Here is a 21,444-nt window from a genome sequence, read left to right on the forward strand (position 1 = left end):
GTAACAATATTACCATCTATCTCTTAATTCGACAATCCTCTATTAGCTTAATTATGTTGCTTAGGCTATCTCTTTCCTTACTTTTGCTCATGTTTTTTATATATGTCTCCTTATTTACATTAAGTTCATTTATTTTTTCTTGAAGACTTAATGGATTAAGGTTTTCTTCTTCTATAACCACGCTGTAGCCTGACTTCTTAAAGGAATTAGCATTAAGAATCTGGTCACCTCTGCTGGCTTTTGCTGAAAGAGGTATTAATATATTTGGCTTTTTCAAAGCAAGAAGTTCAAATATCGTATTAGATCCAGCTCTTGAAATAACAATATCTGATAGTTGCATTAAGTCTGCAAGCTCATCTTTAATGTATTCAAATTGAACATAACCTTCTGTTAAATTAAAGTTTCTATCTAAATTTCCTTTTCCACATAAGTGAACTATATTATAAGTTTTTAGTAAATCATTTAAAGATTCTCTAACACAACTGTTTATAATTCTTGAACCTAAGCTCCCTCCAGTAACTAAAATAACTGGCTTATCATTTTTAAAGCCACAAAACTCTTTAGCTTTAATTTTGCTTCCTTTAAATAACTCCTCTCTAATTGGAGACCCTGTAAGTACTGCTTTCTTCTTATTAACGTGCTGCATTGCTTCTTCAAAGGTTACACAAATCTTTGTTGCATAAGGCATTGCTAACTTGTTTGCAAGACCTGGTGTAATATCTGATTCATGTATTATTATTGGAATCTTATTAAAGTAAGCTCCCATTACAACTGGTACTGAAACGAATCCACCCTTTGAAAATACTATGTCTGGTTTTTCTCTTTTTAAGATTGCTTTAGCATCAAATACGCCTTTTATTACTTTAAAAGGATCTGTAAAATTCTTAACATCAAAATATCTTCTAAGTTTTCCGCTTGATATAATATGATATTTAATTCCTTCTGCTTCCATAAGCTTTCTCTCTATTCCATTTTCAGTTCCCATATATTCAATTTCATACCCAAGTTCCTTAAGCTTTGGTAATAGAGCAATGTTTGGGGTAACATGTCCTGCTGTTCCTCCACCTGTCATGATAATTTTCTTGTTACTCAATTTAAAAATCCTCCTAAATCAGTATAGTAAAAAATCACTATTTTAATTTTTGTTAACTATTTTAATTTTTGTTAACTATTTTAATTTTTTTACTATAAACATTTATATCATACTAGCTATATTATGCTTCATATTCAGTTATGCCACATCTATGTTAAATTGTAAATATAAAATTGAATTTTTCTCTATAGATTCTATAGGATTTAGAAAAATAAATCCTATAGTATATATAATCTTGCCTTAAATCATATATTTATCGTTGATTTCATTGCAAATAATGGAAACCCTTCATAAACCTTGCCAACGTTGGTACAACTTCTCTTAAATATTATCTTTATAAGCGGGTACAATACTATTATCAAAACAAAAGGAGGTGACAACGAGATGACAAACAACTATAGTTCAAACAAACCTGTAGTTCCTGAAGCAAAAGCTGGATTAAACAAATTCAAAATGGAAGCAGCTAACGAAGTAGGAGTTAACCTAAAAGATGGTTACAATGGTGACTTAACTTCTAGAGAAGCTGGTTCAGTAGGCGGCCAAATGGTTAAAAAAATGGTTGAAGCTTACGAAAAAAACCTATAATTTAAATTGTTGTTAGTAGCACATGGTAGATTTATTATTTAATGAAGTTAGCAAATTTTATTTAAATAATAGGAGTCGCAAAGTAAATATATGTTTGCTGGCTTCACAATTTAACTTGTTGAAGGAGGAAAATATTATGGCAAGCAGAAATAGAGTATTAGTACCAGAAGCAAAAGCAGGTTTAGACAGATTTAAAATGGAAGCAGCACAAGAAGTAGGAGTTAACTTAAAAGATGGTTACAATGGAGACTTAACTTCAAGAGAAGCTGGATCTATTGGTGGCCAAATGGTTAAAAAAATGGTTGAAGCTTACGAAAGAAATTTATAATTAGATAACTTTTAAAAAGTTGCTAAAAATAATTTACAATTGTAAGAAACCCCTCTAATAAAATGGGGATGCATCTTAATTGATGCATCCCTTTTATTATTCCAATAAACTAAATTATTTAAACTATCTTCTTCACACAAACTTTCCACTAACTTCCAAGAAAATTTAAATAAATTTAATTTTATCATCTTCTTCTCTCTTTTTAATTGAAATGCTCAATTATACTTCTATTATCTTTAAAATTCATATGAGCTCTAAAAATATAATTGCTATCTCTTTACTTTACTTTCTCTAATATCTTTAATTTTCAGCTGAACTGATCTTCTTCCATTGAACTCATTAATGTCCGGCTGAAAAAGCACATCAACAAATAAATTTTCCGGTGCCATCATATGACTTCTGTAATCATCACCATAGGCTGAAATGAAAATCTCTTCCACTCTTTCCTTACCATTGAAAAATATTCCATCAACAGTTTTGAAAGTTTTCTCAAGATAAAATTTTAATTTAACGTGCTGTTCCTCAGCACCTAAAAATCTAACTTCCTTTACCCTTACCTTTAAAGCACCTAAAACCGGCGAAGGGTTTCCCTTTCCAAAGGGCTCAAGTCTGTTGAACTCTTCAACCACAGCTTCATTAACATAATTTAATTTTATAGGTGAATCCACCTTAATCTTTAAAGCTAAATCATTATCATTTAATGTACAATTTTCATTTAAAAGTCTTCTAAACTCTGGAATGTTTTCTTCCTTTATTGAAAGTCCCGCAGCCATAGGATGCCCTCCAAATTTATGAAGAACCTCCTTGCACTTTAGCATTTCCTCGAACATATTATACTCTTCAATAGATCTTCCTGAACCCTTTGGCATATCCTTACCTTCTGTTAATACAAAAGTTGGTCTCCCGTATTTTTCCTTAACTCTTCCTGCAACTATTCCAGCAATACTTTCGTGGATATGATCATTGTAAACCACAATAATTCTATCATTAATTAAATCAGAACCTTCAATTGCTTCACATACCTCTTCAAAGCTTGCAGTAGTCAGATCTTGTCTTTCCTTATTTAAATTAAATACCTTTGTGGCAAGCTCCATGGCTTCCCTATTATCTTCACATAATAAAAGCTGCAATGACATCTCTGCTGTTTCTAATCTTCCTGTGGCATTAATGCATGGACCAATAGCAAAACCAACATTATAGCAGGTAACTTCTCCTTGTATATCAATAACCTGCTTTAAAGCCTTAATTCCAGGATTATTAGATTTAGAAAGAATCTTAAGTCCTTCCTTGGCAATAATTCTATTTTCATCCTGCAAATCCACAACATCACAAATAGTTCCAATTGCAGCCAGCTCTAAAAGGTCATCTCCTCCATTAATTCCTCTTCTTTTATAAAGGGCCATGGCAAATTTATATGCAATGGCAGCTCCACATAAAAGCTTAAAGGGATACTGACACTCCTCCTGCTTTGGATTTACTAAAGCATCACTATTTGGTACAATTAATCTTCTTTCACCATCAACTTCTTCAAAAGGCAGCTCATGGTGGTCAGTAACAATTACCTTTAAGCCGAGATCCTTAGCTCTTTGGACCTCTGCCACTGCAGAAATACCATTATCGCAAGTTATTATTAAATCAAAGCCTTCCTTAGCAATAGCTTCAACTCTGGTAATGTTCATTCCATAGCCTTCATTCTCTCTATGCGGAATATGATAAGCAACATTTCCTCCGCACTTCTTTATTGCCTTATATAAAATAGCCGTACTTGTAACTCCATCACAATCGTAATCACCATAAACCATAATTTTTTCCTTATTGTCTATAGCTTCACACATTATTTTTATAGCCTTTTCCATATCCTTCATTTTATATGGATCATACATATCCTTAAGGTTATTATTTAAAAAACCCCTTACCTTAGCCGGTGTATCTAAACCTCTGTTAATTAAAACTCTAAGAGTAATTGGGCTAACTTTTACCTCATTATAAAGGGCTTTTATCGTATCCATGGAACATTCCGTCTGTCTCCACACTGTTTTCATCCAGCATCTCCATCCTTCCCGCGTCAGTGAAATAAATATAATCTATAAACTTTATCTTTAAGCTGAAAACTAAAATATTCACCACTAATATAATTATAATTCTCAAGTCGAAAATACTATTTCTCAACAAATAATCTATATGAATTATAACACGGTAATTTTAAATTGTCTTGAAGAAAACTACAGATATAATTATAAACACTTCCTATTATTGAAAATTTTCTTCATAAAGCACATTAAATTAAATTATATAAATTTATAAGTTTTCATTATAATTCTAAGTTCTTATCTCCAACTTCTATAATAAAAAAATACTAGAAAAATATAGTTTTTCCAAAGCACGATATTTAGGGTGATTATATACTTTTCGTTCCCTATGAGCTTTTTTAAAGAAATGTTGTTATACAAAAATTTCCTGCAAGCCAAAATACTCTAAAATGATTTTCTTAAACTTTAAATCTTATTTTTCTACTTATTTTTGTACTTATTTTTGCACTTATTTTTTGTACTTATTTTTGTACTTATTTTTGTACTTATTTTTGTACTTATAACTTTACATTTGAAATTCTATATTCATAATTTTATACTTATAATTTTATATAGAATTTTTATATTTATAATTTATATTTTTCATATGCAACTTAAGTTTGATACCTACTCTTAAAAAAGTAGAATTTTAGTCACCTCTCACTTTATAAAATTTAATTTTTTTATTGAATTAAAATGCCAGTGAATAAAAATATAAAAAAGCTGTTAATAATTAAATATATAAGCTGTATATTTCAATTAGAATTATTCACCAGCCCATAGAAATAACCTGAATAGCATCAGTTTCTATATACATTTTTAAAGGAGACTATATAATGATTTCATATACAGATATCCCAACTAACAATGAAGTTAAAATTACTTGCTGTCCTCATTGCAGCAGCATCAATTTTATAAAGCATGGACGATATAAAAATACCCCTCGCTTTAAATGCAAAGATTGCTTACACACCTTCTCCACAAGGACCAATACACCATGGTATTATTCTAAGAAAACCACGGATCAATGGCAGGAGTTCTATTATCTCCTTATGGATTGTCAACCTCTAGAATATTGTGCTAAAACACTTAAAATTAATATTGCCACAGCGTTTTACTGGAGACATAAAATTCTAAACGCTTTAAAGCCCCAAACTGAACCTGATATATTATCAAATCATGTAACCATGCATCACTATTTTATAAAGGAAAGTTTTAAAGGATCAAAAACACTTATCCACGAAACAGAAAATCGACAAAAACTTTGGGTCGTAATGTCCTATGACTCATGCGATAACAGTTTAATCTTGCCTTACTCCAGACGAATTTGGAACAAACAGCACTTTGAGGAGTTAGTATGCTCCAGAATCGCTCCCAAAACATATATTTCAGCCTATGGAAACAGATATATTCAAGTTTATGCTAAGAATCATAATAAAAAGCTGAAAAAATCCAAAAATTCTATAACTGAGACTCCATTTTCTAATCTTATAGATATTTTCAACGAAATTCTAAGAAAAACCCATGGTATTGCAACAAAATATTTATTGGAATATTTTGCATTAGTTAAAATTCATTTTTTGAAAAGAAATTTTACTATAGGTGAAATTTTACATAATATATATAATAATAGTTACATAAAATCTCATAATATTAAAAAGTTAAGATCAATGAAAGCACCTAGTTAAATTAATCCACTTACTCCCAATTTGATCTTAAGAATTAACTCTAATTATATGCAATAAAATATCAACAACATTTCTTTAAAAAAGACCCTAAGGTGCCGAATAGTTAAAATATCTTGCCCTTTTAATCCCTTACTTATTTTAATCCCTTACTTATTTTAATGCCTTACTTATTTTTATACCTTACCTATTTTTATACCTTACCTATTTTTTTGTCGTATTGACTTTTATGCCTTTAATTCTTTATAATGCCTACAGCAGCCTTACTGAACACTTTGTCTAATATCAACTTGACAGTATACTCATTCACTTCATCAAGATTTAAAAACTCATTTAATAGAAGTTCGGCTCCGCTGTGCATTATTTCATAAACTGCTAAGTACATAGACATAACTATGGATTTCTCTAAGGCCAGCATTCTTTTTCTCTTTTGACTTTTGCTGAACTTTTTAAAGAACTCTTCATTGAAGACTCCTTCAGCTTTTTTTACTTCCTCAATTTTTTCTTTTATTATTTTCTGTACAGTTTCAAGTTTTTCCTTTGATGTGGATAAGGTTATTGTATATAACTTAATCCCCTTCTCACTTTTCACCTTGCCTTGAATATCATATACCAAGCCCCTTTTAGTTCTAATTTCATCATATAAAACAGAGCTTGTACCTGAAGCAAAATATTCATTAAACATCTGCATTACTGCAATTTCTTTTTCATTTAGTTCATGAATCGGGAAGATATATTGAACCTTGCAACCATTTATATTGGAATTTTCTTCTTCACAAAGCACTGCTTTTGGGTTTTCATATAAAGGTAATTCCTTTTTAATATTTTCATCCCTTGAAGGATATATTGCATTTTCAGCTTTTCCTAAACTCTTTGAGCCTTTATTTTTTAAATCCAATGGTAATTTTGAAATTTCATCTTCAATTATTTCAATAACGCTTTCTTTATCTAAGGCTGTAACTACGGATATTACGCAGTTATCATGAGTATAGTGAGTTTTATAAAAATTCTTTATATCCCCTAATGTCAACGCTTTAATAGTTTCTTCTTTTCCAATGATTAAGTTCTTTATTCTTCTTTGTTCAAAGGCATTGAAAAATAACATGTCCTCACAGTGCTGAACAACATCATCGCTCCACTCTTTAAGCTCTTCAAGGATTACTGATATCTCTTCCTTAAAACCTTCTTCCTTAAAGGCTGGATTAAAAACTACATCAAAATACACATTAAATCCTAGTTTAAAATCTTCCTTTAAGCAGCTACCATAGTAAACCACATAAGGGAAGTTGGTCATGGCATTATGAAAACCCAGATATTCATTGCATAAGTCGTTGATTTCTTTTTCACTTCTAGTTTTAGTTCCTTTAAAAACCATATGTTCTGTAGCATGGGCAATACCAAGGTTTTCTTTTACTTCTTCATTAGCTCCTGCTTCAAAGCCTATGGTAAAAGACGTAATATCCCCAGGCACTCTTTCATAAATTAAGGTTATTCCACTTGATAATTTTATTTTCTCCATATCATAAACTCCTCGTATTTTTTCATTGCGTTTAACATTATCTTATCAGCAATTCCACATTTTTATCAATTAATTTAATGTCTTCACGTAAATCTTAATATATCTTCATATCATAAAAAGAAACCCCAAATGGAGTTTCTTTTCACATAATGTTTAGTAACATCTCTTATTTTAATCTATTTTAAAGCTTCTTTACATATATTGAGAAGAGGCCTACAGAGTTTTAATCTTCACTTTTTTAATTCTCAATTTTTAATTTTAAATTTCAATTTTAAATTAAAAATTTCAAATTACTTCACTATTTCTACCTTAATGATTCCATCATCTTCTGTGAATACCATGATGTTTCTTCCTCTTCCGGCTCTGTTCTGGATTGGAAGTTCACCAAGATCTACTATCTTCACGTCTTCTTTTAGTGTTGTAATTTTAATACTTTCATCAGATAAGCCAACACATAGTTCTGCTCCTGATGGTGATTTCAGAATACCTTTTGCCTGTGCAAAGATTACTTTATCATCTTCACGAAGGCTGATTCCCATAACTCCAGTTGCATTCTTTCCTACGGTACTAATGGAATCTAGGGCAAATTTAAGGCACATACCTTTCTTTGTAAGGATTACTCCCTCACCTTCTTGCAGGTCTGAATATACCTTTATAAGCTTATCACCTTCTGTTTTAAACTTATAACCTGTGCTGTAGCTATAGTCACCCAAGAATTCTTTAAGCGAACTTTTCTTAACTACACCTTTTTCTGTGAAGAAATATAGAGTTTCATCACTAATTCTTCTTGCATCCACAGACACTACCGAGATTATTGGGTTCTTCTCACTGAACTCATTAAACAGCGTTCCAAAGTTTATGCCCTTTTTATCTATGTTCTGAATCATAACTCCTGGCACTTTAAACATATCTCCACTTTCTGTGAAGAAAATTATATCACTTTCAGAGTTTGTTGCAGTAATAACGTCTTCACTGCTTCTCCTGTTAGATATTCTAAGTATGCCTTTTTTATTTACTGTTACATAGAATTCTCTATAGTTAAATTCGTCAACATACTCTGCAGAGATAATTGAATCTCCTTCAGTAAGGTTAACTAAAGCTTTTCCTAAAATAGTTCTGTCTACTGCCTCAATTGCAGGCTCATGAACAATGAAGTTTAATTCTTTCGCTGTTGTTATACTAATGAATTTTTCTTCTTCATCCTTGGTTACCATTTTCACATCAATGAGGTTTTCATCTTTTCTTAGCTTAATAGCTTGAAGCTTAGAATAATTTGTTATGAACTTAGAAATTTCTGTTCTCTTAATCATTCCCTTTGAAGTAATGAATTTAGCATCCCTTGGTGCACTGAAATCAGCTATGGCAAAGGCTGCGATAATTGATTCTTTATCTAAATCTAAAGTCTTGATGAAGGTCTGGATTCTTTCACCCTTATCTCTCCACTTAAACTCTATTAGATTTGCAACCTTGCACTGATACATATTTCCTTCATTAGTAAAAATGCATAGTGTATCTTTTGTATTACATTCAAAGAAGAATCTATTGAAGTCTCCTTCTCTGTATTCAATGTCATCTGTGTTTTGAGTAGTTCTTGCAAAGGATTTTAAAGCAGTTCTCTTTATATATCCCTCATTAGACATGGTAACCACCACGTCCTCTTCAACAATAAGCTCTTCCAAATCAATCTTAGCATCGCTATCATCTTCTTCGATGGTAGTTCTTCTTGGATCATCATATTTTTCTTTTATTTCTAAAAGTTCTTCCCTTATAACTTTGATAAGCTCTCTTTCACTACCAAGGATCTTTTTAAGCTTCTTTATTCTAGCTTCTAATTCTTTATATTCTTTTTCAAATACCTTTATTTCAAGACCAGTAAGTCTGTAAAGCATAAGTTCTAGGATTGCTTCAGCTTGCTCCTTTGTAAATCCAAATTTAGAAACTAGGTTTTCTCCAGCATCCTTTTTAGATTTTGAAGCTCTAATGGTTTTAATTATTTCATCCATAATACCTATGGCTTTTATGAAACCTTCAACGATATGGAATCTCTTTTCTGCAATTTCAAGCTCCTTCTGAGTTCTTCTTGTGATTATTTCCTTTTGGTGCTTAATATAGTACTTAATTATTTCCTTAAGTCCCATAGTTCTTGGCTTACCATCTGCAAGGGCAACCATGTTGAAGGAAACATTACACTGAAGCTCCGTTCTCTTAAATAGATATTTTTGAACTCTTTCAGCCACATCTTCTGTAGTGTTTTTCTTAAACTCTACAACGGCACGAATTCCATTTCTGTCAGATTCATCTCTTATGTCTGCAATTGATTCTAAAGCTTTGCTGTGCTTCTTATCTCCAGTTAAATCTGATATAGCTTGAAGGAGCTTAGCTTTATTTTTTCTGTAAGGGAACTCTGTAATAACAAGGCCTAATCTTCCTGATTCTAAAGTTTCGAAGTGAGTTTTAGCTCTTAAAACCACCTTACCTTCTCCAGTTTCATAGGCAGCAACTAAGGAGTCCTTTCCCATTAATATTCCACCAGTTGGAAGGTCTGGTCCCTTTATATATTCCATTAACTCTTTTGTAGTTATTTCTTCATTTTCAGCATAGGCAAGGGCACCATCAATAACCTCTCCTAAATTATGTGGTGGTATATTGGTTGCAAGACCTACTGCAATACCGAAGGCTCCATTAACAAGAAGATTTGGATATCTTGATGGAAGCACCTTTGGCTCAAGTTCTGAATCAGAGTAGTTGAAGGTCATATCAACTACGTCCTTGTCAATGTCTCTAAGCATCTCCATGGCAATTTTAGAAAGTCTTGCTTCCGTATAACGCATTGCCGCAGCGCTGTCTCCATCGATGGAACCCCAGTTTCCGTGGCCATCGATAAGTGGTTTTCTTGTACTGAAGTCCTGTGCCAGAATTACCATGGCATCGTAAACGGAAGAGTCTCCGTGTGGGTGATATTTACCCAGGATATCTCCGACAATTCTGGCAGACTTGTAATATGGTTTATCTGGAAAGGCTTTTAACATATAAGCCCCGTATAAAATTCTTCTGTGAACAGGCTTCATACCATCTCTAACGTCTGGCAGAGCCCTTTCCTTTGATACTTCTATAGCATAAGGAAGATAGTTTTCTGGCATAGCCTCATCTATAGAAATATCGATAATATTATTATCTACTGGAATTACTTCCTTCTTTTTAGCCATTCTAACTCCTCCTAAAACTCACCGTGACTATACATATAATTTCTTCTAGGCTCAACCACATCTCCCATGAATAGTGAAACCATTTTTTCAGCCTTAGCAGCATCATCAATGGTAACTCTCTGAAGCGTTCTTGTGGCAGGATTTAGTGTTGTATCCCAAAGCTGGTCAGCGTTCATCTCTCCAAGTCCTTTGTAACGTTGGATAAGTGCGCCTTTACCAATCTCCTTCTTAGCCTTTTCTAATTCTTCATCATTGTAAACATACTTGTGAACCTCACCGTTTTTAGTCATTTTATAAACCTTATACAGTGGTGGTAGTGCAATGTATAGTTTTCCCTGCTGAATCATTTCTCTCATATATCTATAAACGTAAGTCATCCAAAGAGTTCTAATGTGGTAACCGTCAACGTCGGCATCACTAAGGATGATAATTTTATCATATTTTAATTCTTCAACTTTAAAGTTTTCTAAAACTCCAGTACCGATGGCTGTGTTAAAAATTCTAAGCTCTTCACTGGCAAGAACATTTTCAAGTTTCTGCTTTTCTGTATTCATTATCTTACCCTTTGAAGGCATGATAGTTTGGAACCTTCTGTCTCTAGCCTGCTTTGCAGAACCACCCGCAGAATCTCCCTCCACCACGATAAATTCAGTAACAGTGTTGTCCTTTAAAGTACAAACGGCAACTTTTCCTGCAAGAGGAGAAGTTCCATTACCGATCTTCTTTTTCTCAGCTTCGTTAATCTTTTTAATTTTTTCTCTTCTAGCCGCAGCTGAAATAGCGTTGTTGATAATAGATGTAGCTAATTCTTTATTATCCTCAATCCATTCACCAAGCTTAATATATGCAAGCTCATTCATTGCAGAGTAAGCCTCTACATTTCCAAGCTTTGTTTTAGTCTGACCTTCGAAGACAGGATTTGTGATTTTCACCTTAACGATGGCTGTCATACCCTCTCTAACATCGTCTCCTTCAAACTCCTTATCCTTTTCCTTAATAAGTCCAAGCTTCTTAGCTCCTTCTTTAAAGGCTCTAGTCATACCAGTTTTAAATCCAGTTTCGTGGGTTCCAGCTTCCTTGGTTGGAATATTGTTAACATAGCTGGCAATATGTTCTGTTGTAGAGTCTGTAAATTGGATACAAACCTCTCCTGAAACCATAAGTCCATTAATTTCCTTTTCGCCTTGAAAAATTACTGGATCCTTATGAAGAACCGTCTTACTTTCATTTAAATATTCGATGAAGTCTAAGAGTCCTCTTTCAGAGTGGAATACCTTCTCTGTTACTTCATCTTTTCTTTCATCTCTTAAAACTAAGGTAATTCCTTTGTTTTGAAAGGAAAGTTCTAAAAGTCTTTCTTCTATAGTGTCCATCTTAAAATCAATAGTTCCAAAAACATCGCTGTCAGGCAGGAAAGTTGTTTTACTTCCTGTCTCTTTAGTTTTTCCTACGATCTCAAGGGCAGTTTCAGGGGTTCCTGGCATGTCCCTATTAAGTTCCTTGTCGTATCCATAATGGAATCTCTGCTTATATATGTTACCCTTCTGCTTAATCTCTACTTCAAGCCACTTTGAAAGGGCGTTAACAACGGCAGCTCCAACTCCATGAAGACCTCCTGAAGTTTTGTAGTTACTATTATTAAATTTTCCTCCAGTGTGAAGCTCAGTATAAACCATCTCCACTCCTGATTTATTTTTTATCGGATGTATTCCCGTTGGGATTCCCCTTCCGTTATCTTCTATAGTTACAGATTTATCTTTATTTAATGTAACAACTACCTTATCACCAAAACCATTGGCAAGTTCGTCGATAGAGTTATCTAGTATTTCCCATATGCAGTGATGTAAACCTTTTGTTCCAGTTGACCCGATGTACATTCCAGGCCTAACTCTTACAGGCTCTAATTTTTCAAGAGATGTTAGGTCAGTTACCTCGTAAGATCCTCTATTATTATCTCTTTTTGTCATTATATCCCTCCTAAATTTGAGCTACAATTTTTATTGTATAAGATAATAGCCCAGTAGTAAAGGCTTTTTTGCAATAATGCAAACGTAAGTTTGTATTGTTGTTTCAAAATCATTCATTATGTGGTTAGTTTTTCTCGGAAACGATTTTAAATACAGCATTAATTTAGAATCCCGAATATTGAATGATTAATGAAATTCCGCTAAACTGAATTTCGTAACCTATTAATAAATACTATTCGCAAATGAAATTTAATTACTCATCTTCTCACAAATTACTTTCAATAATATTTAAAACATATTTGAAAATATAACCACTTTTATATAAATGCACAACAAAAACAAAAGGAACTCCATAAGGAGTTCCGAACACCATTCTAAATTTCTTATTTATTCTTCAATTATTTCGTTGATATCTTCACTCTTTGTTTCTTCGTTGATTTCTTCATTTTCTGCTTCTAATTTATCAGCAAAAGCTTTCAGTGCTTCACTACCTTCTTCTACCGAATTAATCATTAAGCTTAAAGCATAGTCATATTTATCAGAGCTGTGCATATACATTGGGTCATAGTATTTAACCATTAATTCTTTAACTACATCAACATAGTCTCCAGCTTCAACCCTTTTACAGTACTCTTCAATGTTTTTCTCACCAATATATTTTGTTAAACCTCTTAAGGCTTCGCAGATTTCTGCATTACATTCTTCAGCCTTTGTATATTCATTAATAATAAGATTGCTTCTAAAATCCAGAGGTGCGTCCACAAATACGTGGATGCCGTCCTTCATACGTTGATGGATGTAATCAGGAATTAACACCCTTCCGATTCTTCTGCTTTCTGCTTCAACAAAAACATATTTTTTACCCTTTGCTGATTTTAGTTCTTCATATATGTTAGATTCAAACTGCTTTTGAGTTAAACAGCTTCCAAGACCAACAGAACCAAGGATTGAACCCCTGTGGTTTGCGCAGCCCTCTAAATCCAGCACATTGTATCCATCTGCTTTTAAAGCTTTTAAAATCTCTGTTTTGCCAACGCCTGTATTTCCGTGAAGCACCACATAGGTAACCTCTTCATTTAGCTTTGGTAAGGTTTCATTAATAAAGGCTCTATATCCTTTATACCCACCACTTATTCTTTTTACTCTCATGCCTAAAGCACAAAGAAGCTCTGTGATTGATGCACTTCTCATACCACCTCTGGCACAGAAAATTACAACATCCTTATACTCCTTCTCCAGCTCATGAATCTTTGCATATATTTCAGGAAGCTTCTTAGATACAATGTCAACACCTATCTTCTTTGCTTCATCAGTACTTTTTCTTGTATAAATTGTTCCAACTAGTGCTCTTTCCTCATCTGTGAAAAGAGGAATATTAACAGCTCCATTGATTGTAGCTTCTTCATACTCTCCAACAGTTCTAACATCTACTAATATATAATCTCCACTTAAATCTTTAAAGTCAACGGTTCTTGACATTTTCATTCCTCCATATATAAACCTATATCATAAGTAAAAAATCCAAAGATTACACTCAGAAGATACTCTCACCTTTAACCTAAAATGAAGCTTTCTCAGTGTTTTTCTTAAATTTGGCTTACATTAAAATATGCTATAGATATTTCAAATACCTACAGCATACTCTATTGTATATCCTAATAGTTAATCTGTCAAACAGCTTGATTCTTCCCTATTGTTACAGATTTTAAACCCTTATGTACTTTTTTAAAGAAATGTTGGTGATGAATATTTATACCATTGCTCTTCTATAATAATACATTTCAACCTTGTTTAAACTCTAAGATCTATCTAAACCAGTATCAATAATTGAAAATATAAAAGTGGACAATACAAATTGTCCACTTCATTACTAAGTCCTAATAGTTTAAGGCTGCGATATAAACCCTTCAATTAACACTGTGTAATTCATAGCTATAGAAAATATTACATAATTTACAATCAATCTTTAAAATTAAATCATAAGATTATTCATTTTCTAATAAAGTATTATATTTTTTTTCATTTTTATTCCATGTTGTTGGTAAACCAAATATATAACCTGCTAATAAGCCAGAAAATACCGGTAATACTATCATTAAATTATCTATTTTTATTACAGTAAAAATTAAAGTAATACTCCATATCATCATAAAAAATGCAATTTTTGTTCGCATATAATAAGTTTTCCCGTTTCTTCTAACCTTTCCCCATTTTTCAATAAATTTTTTATCATCTTTCATACCCTCACCCCTATGGTCATAGTTGTGTTTTTATTACACAATTTAAAGATTATTCGATATCTTACATTTCGAATCATAATTTGGTAAATATAAACTTAAGTTGCAATTTAAACCTTTGATTTGTTATTGGAGCTTACTCTTCGAGCCCTCAATTGAATAAATATGAGAAGGTGTCTCCTCTTAAATTAATCTAAATTATAAATTAATTCAATTTATAATTTAATTCAACTTAAACTCAGAATAACTTAGGACTTAACTTCCACTTCAGTTTCAATATCATGTTCCTTCATAGCCCATTTATTAAATACTTCGATTAAATCCTTTGTAACCTCATCCCTATTAGTTTCATTTAACAGCTCATGTCTTCCACCTGGATAAAGTTTGTAATTTAGATTTTTAACTCCTAATTCCTTCAATAGATTATATAAGTAAATAATTCCTTTTCCATAGTTTCCAACTGGGTCTCCATCTCCACTAAAGATTTCCACTGGCAGATTCTTAGGAATTTTATTCAAGTTTTCTTTCTTGTGGATAGCACACATACCCCTTAAAAAGTCATAGTAAAAGGATACCGGAAAGATTCCACCACAGTATGGATCAAGAACATATTTAGAAACTTCTTCCTCATCCCTTGAAAGCCAGTCAGATTTCGTTTTAGGATTCGGAATTTTTTTATTGTAAGCTCCAAAACCTAAATCGTCCATCAACTTTCCATCACCTTTTCTGCCTTTGAACTTCATAATAATACCTGATAATGGAATTCCAGCCTTCATCATTAAATTAGGCTTTCCACCTGTTCCTGAAAGAATAACGCCTTCAACAGTATTTCCATATAACTGCATATATCTTTGACTAATGAATGAACCCATGCTATGTCCAAAGATAAATACCTTATGGCTTGGATTTTCCCTTCTTATATATTGATTTATTTCATGCTGATCATCCACCATGGTATGGAAGCCATCATGATCTGCAATATATCCTAAATCCTTAATACTATCTGCAGATTTTCCATGCCCTCTGTGGTCGTCGGCATAGACAATAAAGCCCTCCTTATTTAATGCTTTTGCAAATCTTTCATATCTATTTCCATGTTCAGCCATTCCATGGATAACCTGAATTACCCCCTTAATACTTGTCCCAACTTCAGGTTCCCATCTATATAAATAAATCTCCTTATTATCTCTCATTTTTAATTTAATTTCTTTACCTGCCATTATATATACCTCCGTAAATGAACATTCAAAAGTAATGCTATAAAATTGATACTCCAAACCTATGATTTGGTTAGTGAAACTTTCACAGTGTGCATCTTTGATTTGGATAATGCGAACTTACTCCTTCGAATGAATATGAGAAGGAGTTTCCTAATTAAATTATATAAAACTTTATCTTAAGCAACAATGGACAATTTGTTAAATTCCATAACACTTTACGTAAGTCATCCACTTTTAATAACTAAATAGACGTAGTTCTCGTAATTCAGATAACTGAGCTTCAATGGCTTTTCCAAATAAAAAAGCCAAGCTATTGTCATAAAGCTGACAACCTGGCTGATTACAAAATATTAGATTCCAAACTCTTTTGCATAAGTAACTGGTCCACTTATAGTTTTATCATTGTCCTGCAACTTAATTGCCATAAAGTTTGCAGAAGGCATCCCTTCTGGAAGCTCAACTCCCAACTGTACTGCTGGCACATATCCAAAGCGAGGGTAATAAACTTCACTTCCTAAAACTAGGGAATACTCATAACCTAGCTCTTTAGCTATTCTATGTCCTTCTTTAATTAAAGCACTTCCTACACCCTGCTTTTGAAATTCTGGTACCACTGATAATGGTGCTAACACAAGAACTGTATCCCCGCCAACCTTTCCTTCTGTAAACATGATATGTCCTGCGATTTTACCATCAGCTTCTGCTACTAATGATAACTCCGGTATAAAGCTTTCGCCCTTTCTTAAAGCAGCAACCAAATCCTGCTCAGTTCCGTCTCTATGTTCAGCCTCCTTAAAGGCTTCCTTTATAGCATCATAAACCTCATTATAATCTTGGCTTGTTTCTTGTCTTATTATCATTTTCTTACCTCCTGATTTATTACTTTTACTATCTATATTTGTTACTTTTACTATCTATATTTATTATTTTTTCTTACCTATAACTCATTATTAACTTCATTAAATACTCAAAAGTATTTTTCTGTTTTTATAAACACCCTATATTTCACAGTTAATTTTAATGACATTTTTCAACTTTTGTCAACCTACCCTAAAATTAAAACACTGCCCTTTATAACCTTTTATACCATCACCGATGTGACCCCACGCCCTAATTATTTTAGTCCTTTCCCACTTTGCAATTTTTATATCACGTATAGATATTAAGACAAGAAAAGGACATAGCCAAACTTTGAGCAGTTCCCCGCATACTTGGCAGGGTCTGTGCAAGCTGACTATATCCTTTTACATGTATTGCCTTACATCAATTATTTCATTATATCAATAATTGATTAAAAATATTTATTATTTAACAAACCTAGTTAAGAGTTTATATTGCTGTCTCTAATTCAGCAGTTTCAACATCGTTAACTATATTGTTTATCCACTTATTACTTTTATATCTTCTGGCAACAATAACTACCTTAACAAGCTCTTCTATGGCAGTAGTTGCAACTACAAGGTATATTGGTAAGTGTAATACAAAAGCAGCTACGAAGGATAATGGAATTCCGATAAACCATAAAGTTACTCCTTGTACGATTGCTCCATATTTTGCATCTCCGCCTCCACGCAGGATACCAACAATTAGTATTACAGTGAATACTCTTACAGGCATTAATAAAGCGTAGATATAAAGAATTCTTAAGGCATCACCAATTACCTCTGGAGAAACCTTGAATACTGTTAACATTAATGGTGCTGTGGCTGCAAGAACAACAGCAAGTCCTATTCCTGTTAATACTGACACAACGCAAAGTCTTCTTGCATAAAGCAGACCTCTTTCTTCTCTTCCAGCGCCTATTTCTTTTCCGATGATAACAACTGCCACGTTAGCTAGTCCGAAAGTGATTATCATAAATAGGTTGTAAATTGTTGTACAGATTTGGATGGAAGCAGTGGCTTGAGTCCCGATTCTTCCATAAATTATTGCATAAGTCATGTTTCCAAATCCCCAGCAAGCTTCATTTAAAAGTACTGGTATCATTGTAACAAATACAGTTTTAGCTAAATCCTTAGGAATTGTTACTAAGTTCTTTACATTTGCTGCAAGAGTACTTTTGCTAGCATAAGTGTAGATAACTAAAACAGCACATTCAGCTCCTCTTGCAATAATTGTTGCAATAGCTGCACCTCTAACTCCCATTGCTGGCATTCCTAATAAACCAAAAATTAAAATGGCATTTAATACACCGTTAATAACTAGCCCAACAAAACTGGCTATCATTGGAAGTACTGTATTTTCAATACTTCTTAAAGCCGCTGCATAGTTAAATGATATAGCTGTGAACATATAGCTGAATACCACAAGTCTTAAGTAGCTTGCCCCAATTTCAATTACCTTTGGATCAATGTTAAAGATAGCAATAATCTGCTTTGGAAATATAAGTCCCCCTACTGTAAACACTAAAGTTATTAAAATTCCACTAATAATGCCAATTCCTAACACCTTTTGAATATTACTTTTATCTCTTTTTCCCCAAAGCTGTGAAATGAACACTGCACAACCTGAAGAAATACCCATTATAAATAAACTAAAGATGAAATAAAACTGATTGGCAATTCCTACTGCCGCAAGCTCAACCTCACCAACTCTACCAATCATCATGGTATCAAGCATGTTAACGGAAGAGGCAATCAGGTTTTGTAGTATAATTGGAAGTGATAAGAATAAAACCATTTTATAAAACTTCTTGTCACCAAATAATTCCTTCATTTTTTCCTTTGTCATATGTTTGTCTCTCCTTTCTGGGCAAAATAATAACCACTTCGAAGGTTGTTCAAAGTGGTTAGCTTCAGCACTTGCATAGTTAAAAGTGATACACAGAACCCTTAACTATGAGTTTATTAAATTTTACCATTATGTTTTTCAACCTCGTGGGGTCAAATACTTTTTTCATTATAATAGATTCTTTCTTTTATGTCAAATATGTTTTCTATATTTTTCTCAAAACACACCCTCTATAATTTCTGTTATATTTTCATTAAAGGTTTTATTATCAGCCACTAAATAGAGATATCCTAATTAAACTTTATGCTTTTTCAATAAAAATAAGAAAAAAAGAAACCCCAAACGGGATTTCTTCCTAAACATTTCATTTTCAATTTTAATACTAATCCGTTGTATGTTCATGATTTTTTAAATGATTCATACAATATTCCTTGTGACCACTGCATTTAGAGCAATATCTAAACTCCATATTCGGATCATCTCTTTCAGTGATACCACAAACTGTACATCTATGACGCACATAATCCTTCATTTCAATAACCTTGAACTTTTTCTTACTCTTCTTAACAGTCTTTTTAAGCTTAATCATAGCTAAAAAATCATTCCAAAAGAATAATAGATAGTTTGCTAAAGATGCTGACACCATCAATACTGCTGGAAGTCCACCCGTAATCATTCCTTCCACTAAAAGAAGTACATCTAAGATAGCAAGATACTTCATTTTCACTGGTAGAATAAAGAATAATAATAATTCATGGTCAGGATATATTGTTGCAAATGCAAGGAATAAGCTTAAATTTAAATAACCAGCTGTACCAAAAAAGCTTCTGCTTGCTAATGTTACTATTACAGTCAATAGTACCCCAGTTAAATAATACATATTAAATTTAAAGCTTCCCCAGGCCTGCTCCAAACCTGTTCCGATCATATAATATAAATACAATGTGAAAAATATCCATATAGGATGTAAATCTGGCGGAATTAAAATAAATGTAAATACCCTCCAGATCTGTCCCTGCATAACTAAATGAGGAACCAATGCTAATTTACCTAATATACCTGGCATTATTAATGCTAATAAATATACTGCTAAATTGGCACCAACTATGTACTTCATCAATCCATGAATGGCATGACGTCCGTATTTTCTCTCTAATTTATCTACCCATTTCAAGCTAATCACTCCTCAAATAATCTACATACATTTTATCATATTTTTAATTTATATCCTATGAATAAATTTAATATTCATATTTAATTTATTATTGTAATAAAACATCATTCATTTAAAAACATAAAAAATAAAAAGCAGAGGTTATTCTTTAATAAATCCTCTGCTGTATATCTATACTACTACTTATCTTGCTACTTCACTACATGCATATCAACCTTATTCATATCTATATATTTTACTATTTAAAAAGCTCTTTAAGTTTCTCTGCTATTGAAGTACCAACAAGATTTTGTCCTGCTTCATTAAGTATCATATTATTTAGGGTATATTCTCCTACATTATTTTCATCTATTCCGCTTTCATTAAACATATCTATATATTTAACATCATTTTTCTCACAGACTTCAATGATTGCCTCTACATAGTCATCTAAATACTCACCATTATTGTTTGCATTTGGATAGCTTGGCTGACCATCAATATAACCATGCTTAAGTGGCGTTAGGAATACAACTTCTACATCTTTCTTCATAGCTTTAAGGTTGTCTATCACACCTTGAACATTGCCATAAAAGGTATCAGCTTCATTGGTGTCTGATATTTTTCCTAATTCTTTTCCCTTGGAATAATCATTAGTTCCTCCAAGAATAACTACTATATCAATATCTTTAAGACCTTCTGCAGAAATTTCATCATCCATTTCTCCAAGAGTAAGTCCACTTCTTGCTCCATTGGTATAACTCTTTAGCTTTAACTGCTGTGCAGTTATTTCCTGATATTTCCCATCAACAGAAACTCCATCCCCCAAAAATAAAATAGACTTTTCTTCAAAATTAAATTTTTCTACTTCTTTTCCTTGGGAGCTATTAATTGCATCCTCTTTTACTACACCATCTTCAGGTTTTACTGAAGTGTTAATAGATGCTTCATATTGGTTTTTAAGCTTAGTCAATTCTTCCTTATCTGACTTTCCTTTAAATAGCCCACCAGCTAAAACCCCAACGAATACTATAGGCAATATTACACATAGTATATTTTGTAATTTGTCTTTATTCAATTTCTATCACCCCTATAGCATATTGTAGCATATTTTGTAATTTAAATCAAAATAATGTATATATATGTACTATTAAATAGGTAACCTTATACTATTCATTGCCTTATGTTCTTTTTTAAATAAATGTTGGTGACTTTTTTGCTCAAGATAAAAAGCTTATCTACATCTTACTAAATAATGTATTACCAACATATCACAACAATATTTCCAGCTATGAAAACCCAACTTCCACATATAATCTGACTATTTCACAGCTATAAACCTCCGCCCGCCTTCATATAATGCAAATATTTTACATCTATAAAAATCCAGCTTCATTCATATAATGAGGATATCTTACAGCTATTGAAAATCCACCTTCATTCATACACTGAGAATATTTAACAGTTCAAACTTTGTTTAAAACATATAATAAAACAACTTCACGTAGCTTAAAATCTTGTTCCAAGCATATAAAAAATCTACTTTTAACCCTATTACAAACATATAAAAAATCTACTTTTAATCCTATTATGAGACTATGTCCCCATATAATAATTCTTTCACTTGCATTTAAAAATAAACTCTTCACTTA

15 protein-coding genes are annotated in these 21,444 nt (G+C 32.3%); 3 read left to right on the plus strand and 12 right to left on the minus strand.

Annotated features, from left to right (window positions below):
* Positions 1–16 precede the first annotated feature (16 nt).
* Positions 17–1,093: an undecaprenyldiphospho-muramoylpentapeptide beta-N-acetylglucosaminyltransferase gene (locus BN1075_RS18960; protein ID WP_268871551.1), complete on the minus strand. Its 1,077-nt coding sequence runs from the start codon at positions 1,091–1,093 to the stop codon at positions 17–19.
* 384 nt (positions 1,094–1,477) lie between these two features.
* Here BN1075_RS18960 and BN1075_RS18965 point away from each other — a divergent pair, with 384 nt between their 5' ends.
* Both BN1075_RS18965 and BN1075_RS18970 read left to right on the plus strand, forming a co-directional pair.
* The gene (locus BN1075_RS18965) at positions 1,478–1,678 is read left to right on the plus strand and encodes an alpha/beta-type small acid-soluble spore protein (RefSeq protein ID WP_040194892.1); all 201 of its coding nucleotides are present in this window, start codon (positions 1,478–1,480) and stop codon (positions 1,676–1,678) included.
* A 136-nt stretch (positions 1,679–1,814) separates the two neighbouring features.
* The gene (locus tag BN1075_RS18970) at positions 1,815–2,006 is read left to right on the plus strand and encodes an alpha/beta-type small acid-soluble spore protein (protein WP_040194893.1); all 192 of its coding nucleotides are present in this window, start codon (positions 1,815–1,817) and stop codon (positions 2,004–2,006) included.
* A gap of 269 nt (positions 2,007–2,275) precedes the next feature.
* Here BN1075_RS18970 and recJ read toward each other — a convergent pair whose 3' ends face one another.
* Positions 2,276–4,048 carry a single-stranded-DNA-specific exonuclease RecJ gene (recJ, locus tag BN1075_RS18975; RefSeq protein WP_040194894.1) on the minus strand — a complete coding sequence of 591 codons (1,773 nt, stop codon included), beginning with the start codon at positions 4,046–4,048 and terminating at the stop codon, positions 2,276–2,278.
* 863 nt (positions 4,049–4,911) lie between these two features.
* Between recJ and BN1075_RS18980 the strand changes: the two genes are divergently transcribed.
* Positions 4,912–5,763 carry an IS1/IS1595 family N-terminal zinc-binding domain-containing protein gene (locus BN1075_RS18980; RefSeq protein WP_040194896.1) on the plus strand — a complete coding sequence of 284 codons (852 nt, stop codon included), beginning with the start codon at positions 4,912–4,914 and terminating at the stop codon, positions 5,761–5,763.
* A gap of 232 nt (positions 5,764–5,995) precedes the next feature.
* Here BN1075_RS18980 and BN1075_RS18985 read toward each other — a convergent pair whose 3' ends face one another.
* From BN1075_RS18985 to BN1075_RS19035, 10 genes are all read right to left on the minus strand, one after another.
* Positions 5,996–7,279: a M16 family metallopeptidase gene (locus BN1075_RS18985; protein WP_040194897.1), complete on the minus strand. Its 1,284-nt coding sequence runs from the start codon at positions 7,277–7,279 to the stop codon at positions 5,996–5,998.
* Between the two features lie 290 nt (positions 7,280–7,569).
* The gene (locus BN1075_RS18990) at positions 7,570–10,485 is read right to left on the minus strand and encodes a DNA topoisomerase IV subunit A (protein ID WP_040194898.1); all 2,916 of its coding nucleotides are present in this window, start codon (positions 10,483–10,485) and stop codon (positions 7,570–7,572) included.
* An 11-nt stretch (positions 10,486–10,496) separates the two neighbouring features.
* A complete protein-coding gene (locus BN1075_RS18995; protein WP_040194899.1) occupies positions 10,497–12,452 on the minus strand; it encodes a DNA gyrase/topoisomerase IV subunit B in 1,956 nt (651 codons plus the stop codon).
* A gap of 387 nt (positions 12,453–12,839) precedes the next feature.
* Positions 12,840–13,931: a tRNA 2-selenouridine(34) synthase MnmH gene (gene mnmH, locus BN1075_RS19000; RefSeq protein ID WP_040194900.1), complete on the minus strand. Its 1,092-nt coding sequence runs from the start codon at positions 13,929–13,931 to the stop codon at positions 12,840–12,842.
* A gap of 506 nt (positions 13,932–14,437) precedes the next feature.
* Entirely contained in the window at positions 14,438–14,692 is a 255-nt protein-coding gene (locus tag BN1075_RS19005; protein ID WP_040194901.1) for a hypothetical protein, read from the minus strand.
* Between the two features lie 245 nt (positions 14,693–14,937).
* The gene (locus tag BN1075_RS19010) at positions 14,938–15,909 is read right to left on the minus strand and encodes an alpha/beta hydrolase (RefSeq protein ID WP_040194902.1); all 972 of its coding nucleotides are present in this window, start codon (positions 15,907–15,909) and stop codon (positions 14,938–14,940) included.
* A 350-nt stretch (positions 15,910–16,259) separates the two neighbouring features.
* The gene (locus BN1075_RS19015; protein WP_040194903.1) at positions 16,260–16,769 is read right to left on the minus strand and encodes a GNAT family N-acetyltransferase; all 510 of its coding nucleotides are present in this window, start codon (positions 16,767–16,769) and stop codon (positions 16,260–16,262) included.
* Between the two features lie 469 nt (positions 16,770–17,238).
* On the minus strand, positions 17,239–18,639 hold the full coding sequence (locus BN1075_RS19025; RefSeq protein WP_197072346.1) for an MATE family efflux transporter: 1,401 nt from the start codon (positions 18,637–18,639) through the stop codon (positions 17,239–17,241).
* A 382-nt stretch (positions 18,640–19,021) separates the two neighbouring features.
* Positions 19,022–19,813: a rhomboid family intramembrane serine protease gene (locus tag BN1075_RS19030; protein WP_040194905.1), complete on the minus strand. Its 792-nt coding sequence runs from the start codon at positions 19,811–19,813 to the stop codon at positions 19,022–19,024.
* 238 nt (positions 19,814–20,051) lie between these two features.
* Positions 20,052–20,870, minus strand: coding sequence for an SGNH/GDSL hydrolase family protein (locus BN1075_RS19035; RefSeq protein ID WP_040194906.1), 819 nt, complete (start codon positions 20,868–20,870; stop codon positions 20,052–20,054).
* Positions 20,871–21,444: the final 574 nt, after the last annotated feature.

Source organism: Clostridium culturomicium, from assembly GCF_000821305.1.
Lineage (GTDB): Bacteria > Bacillota > Clostridia > Clostridiales > Clostridiaceae > Clostridium_J > Clostridium_J culturomicium.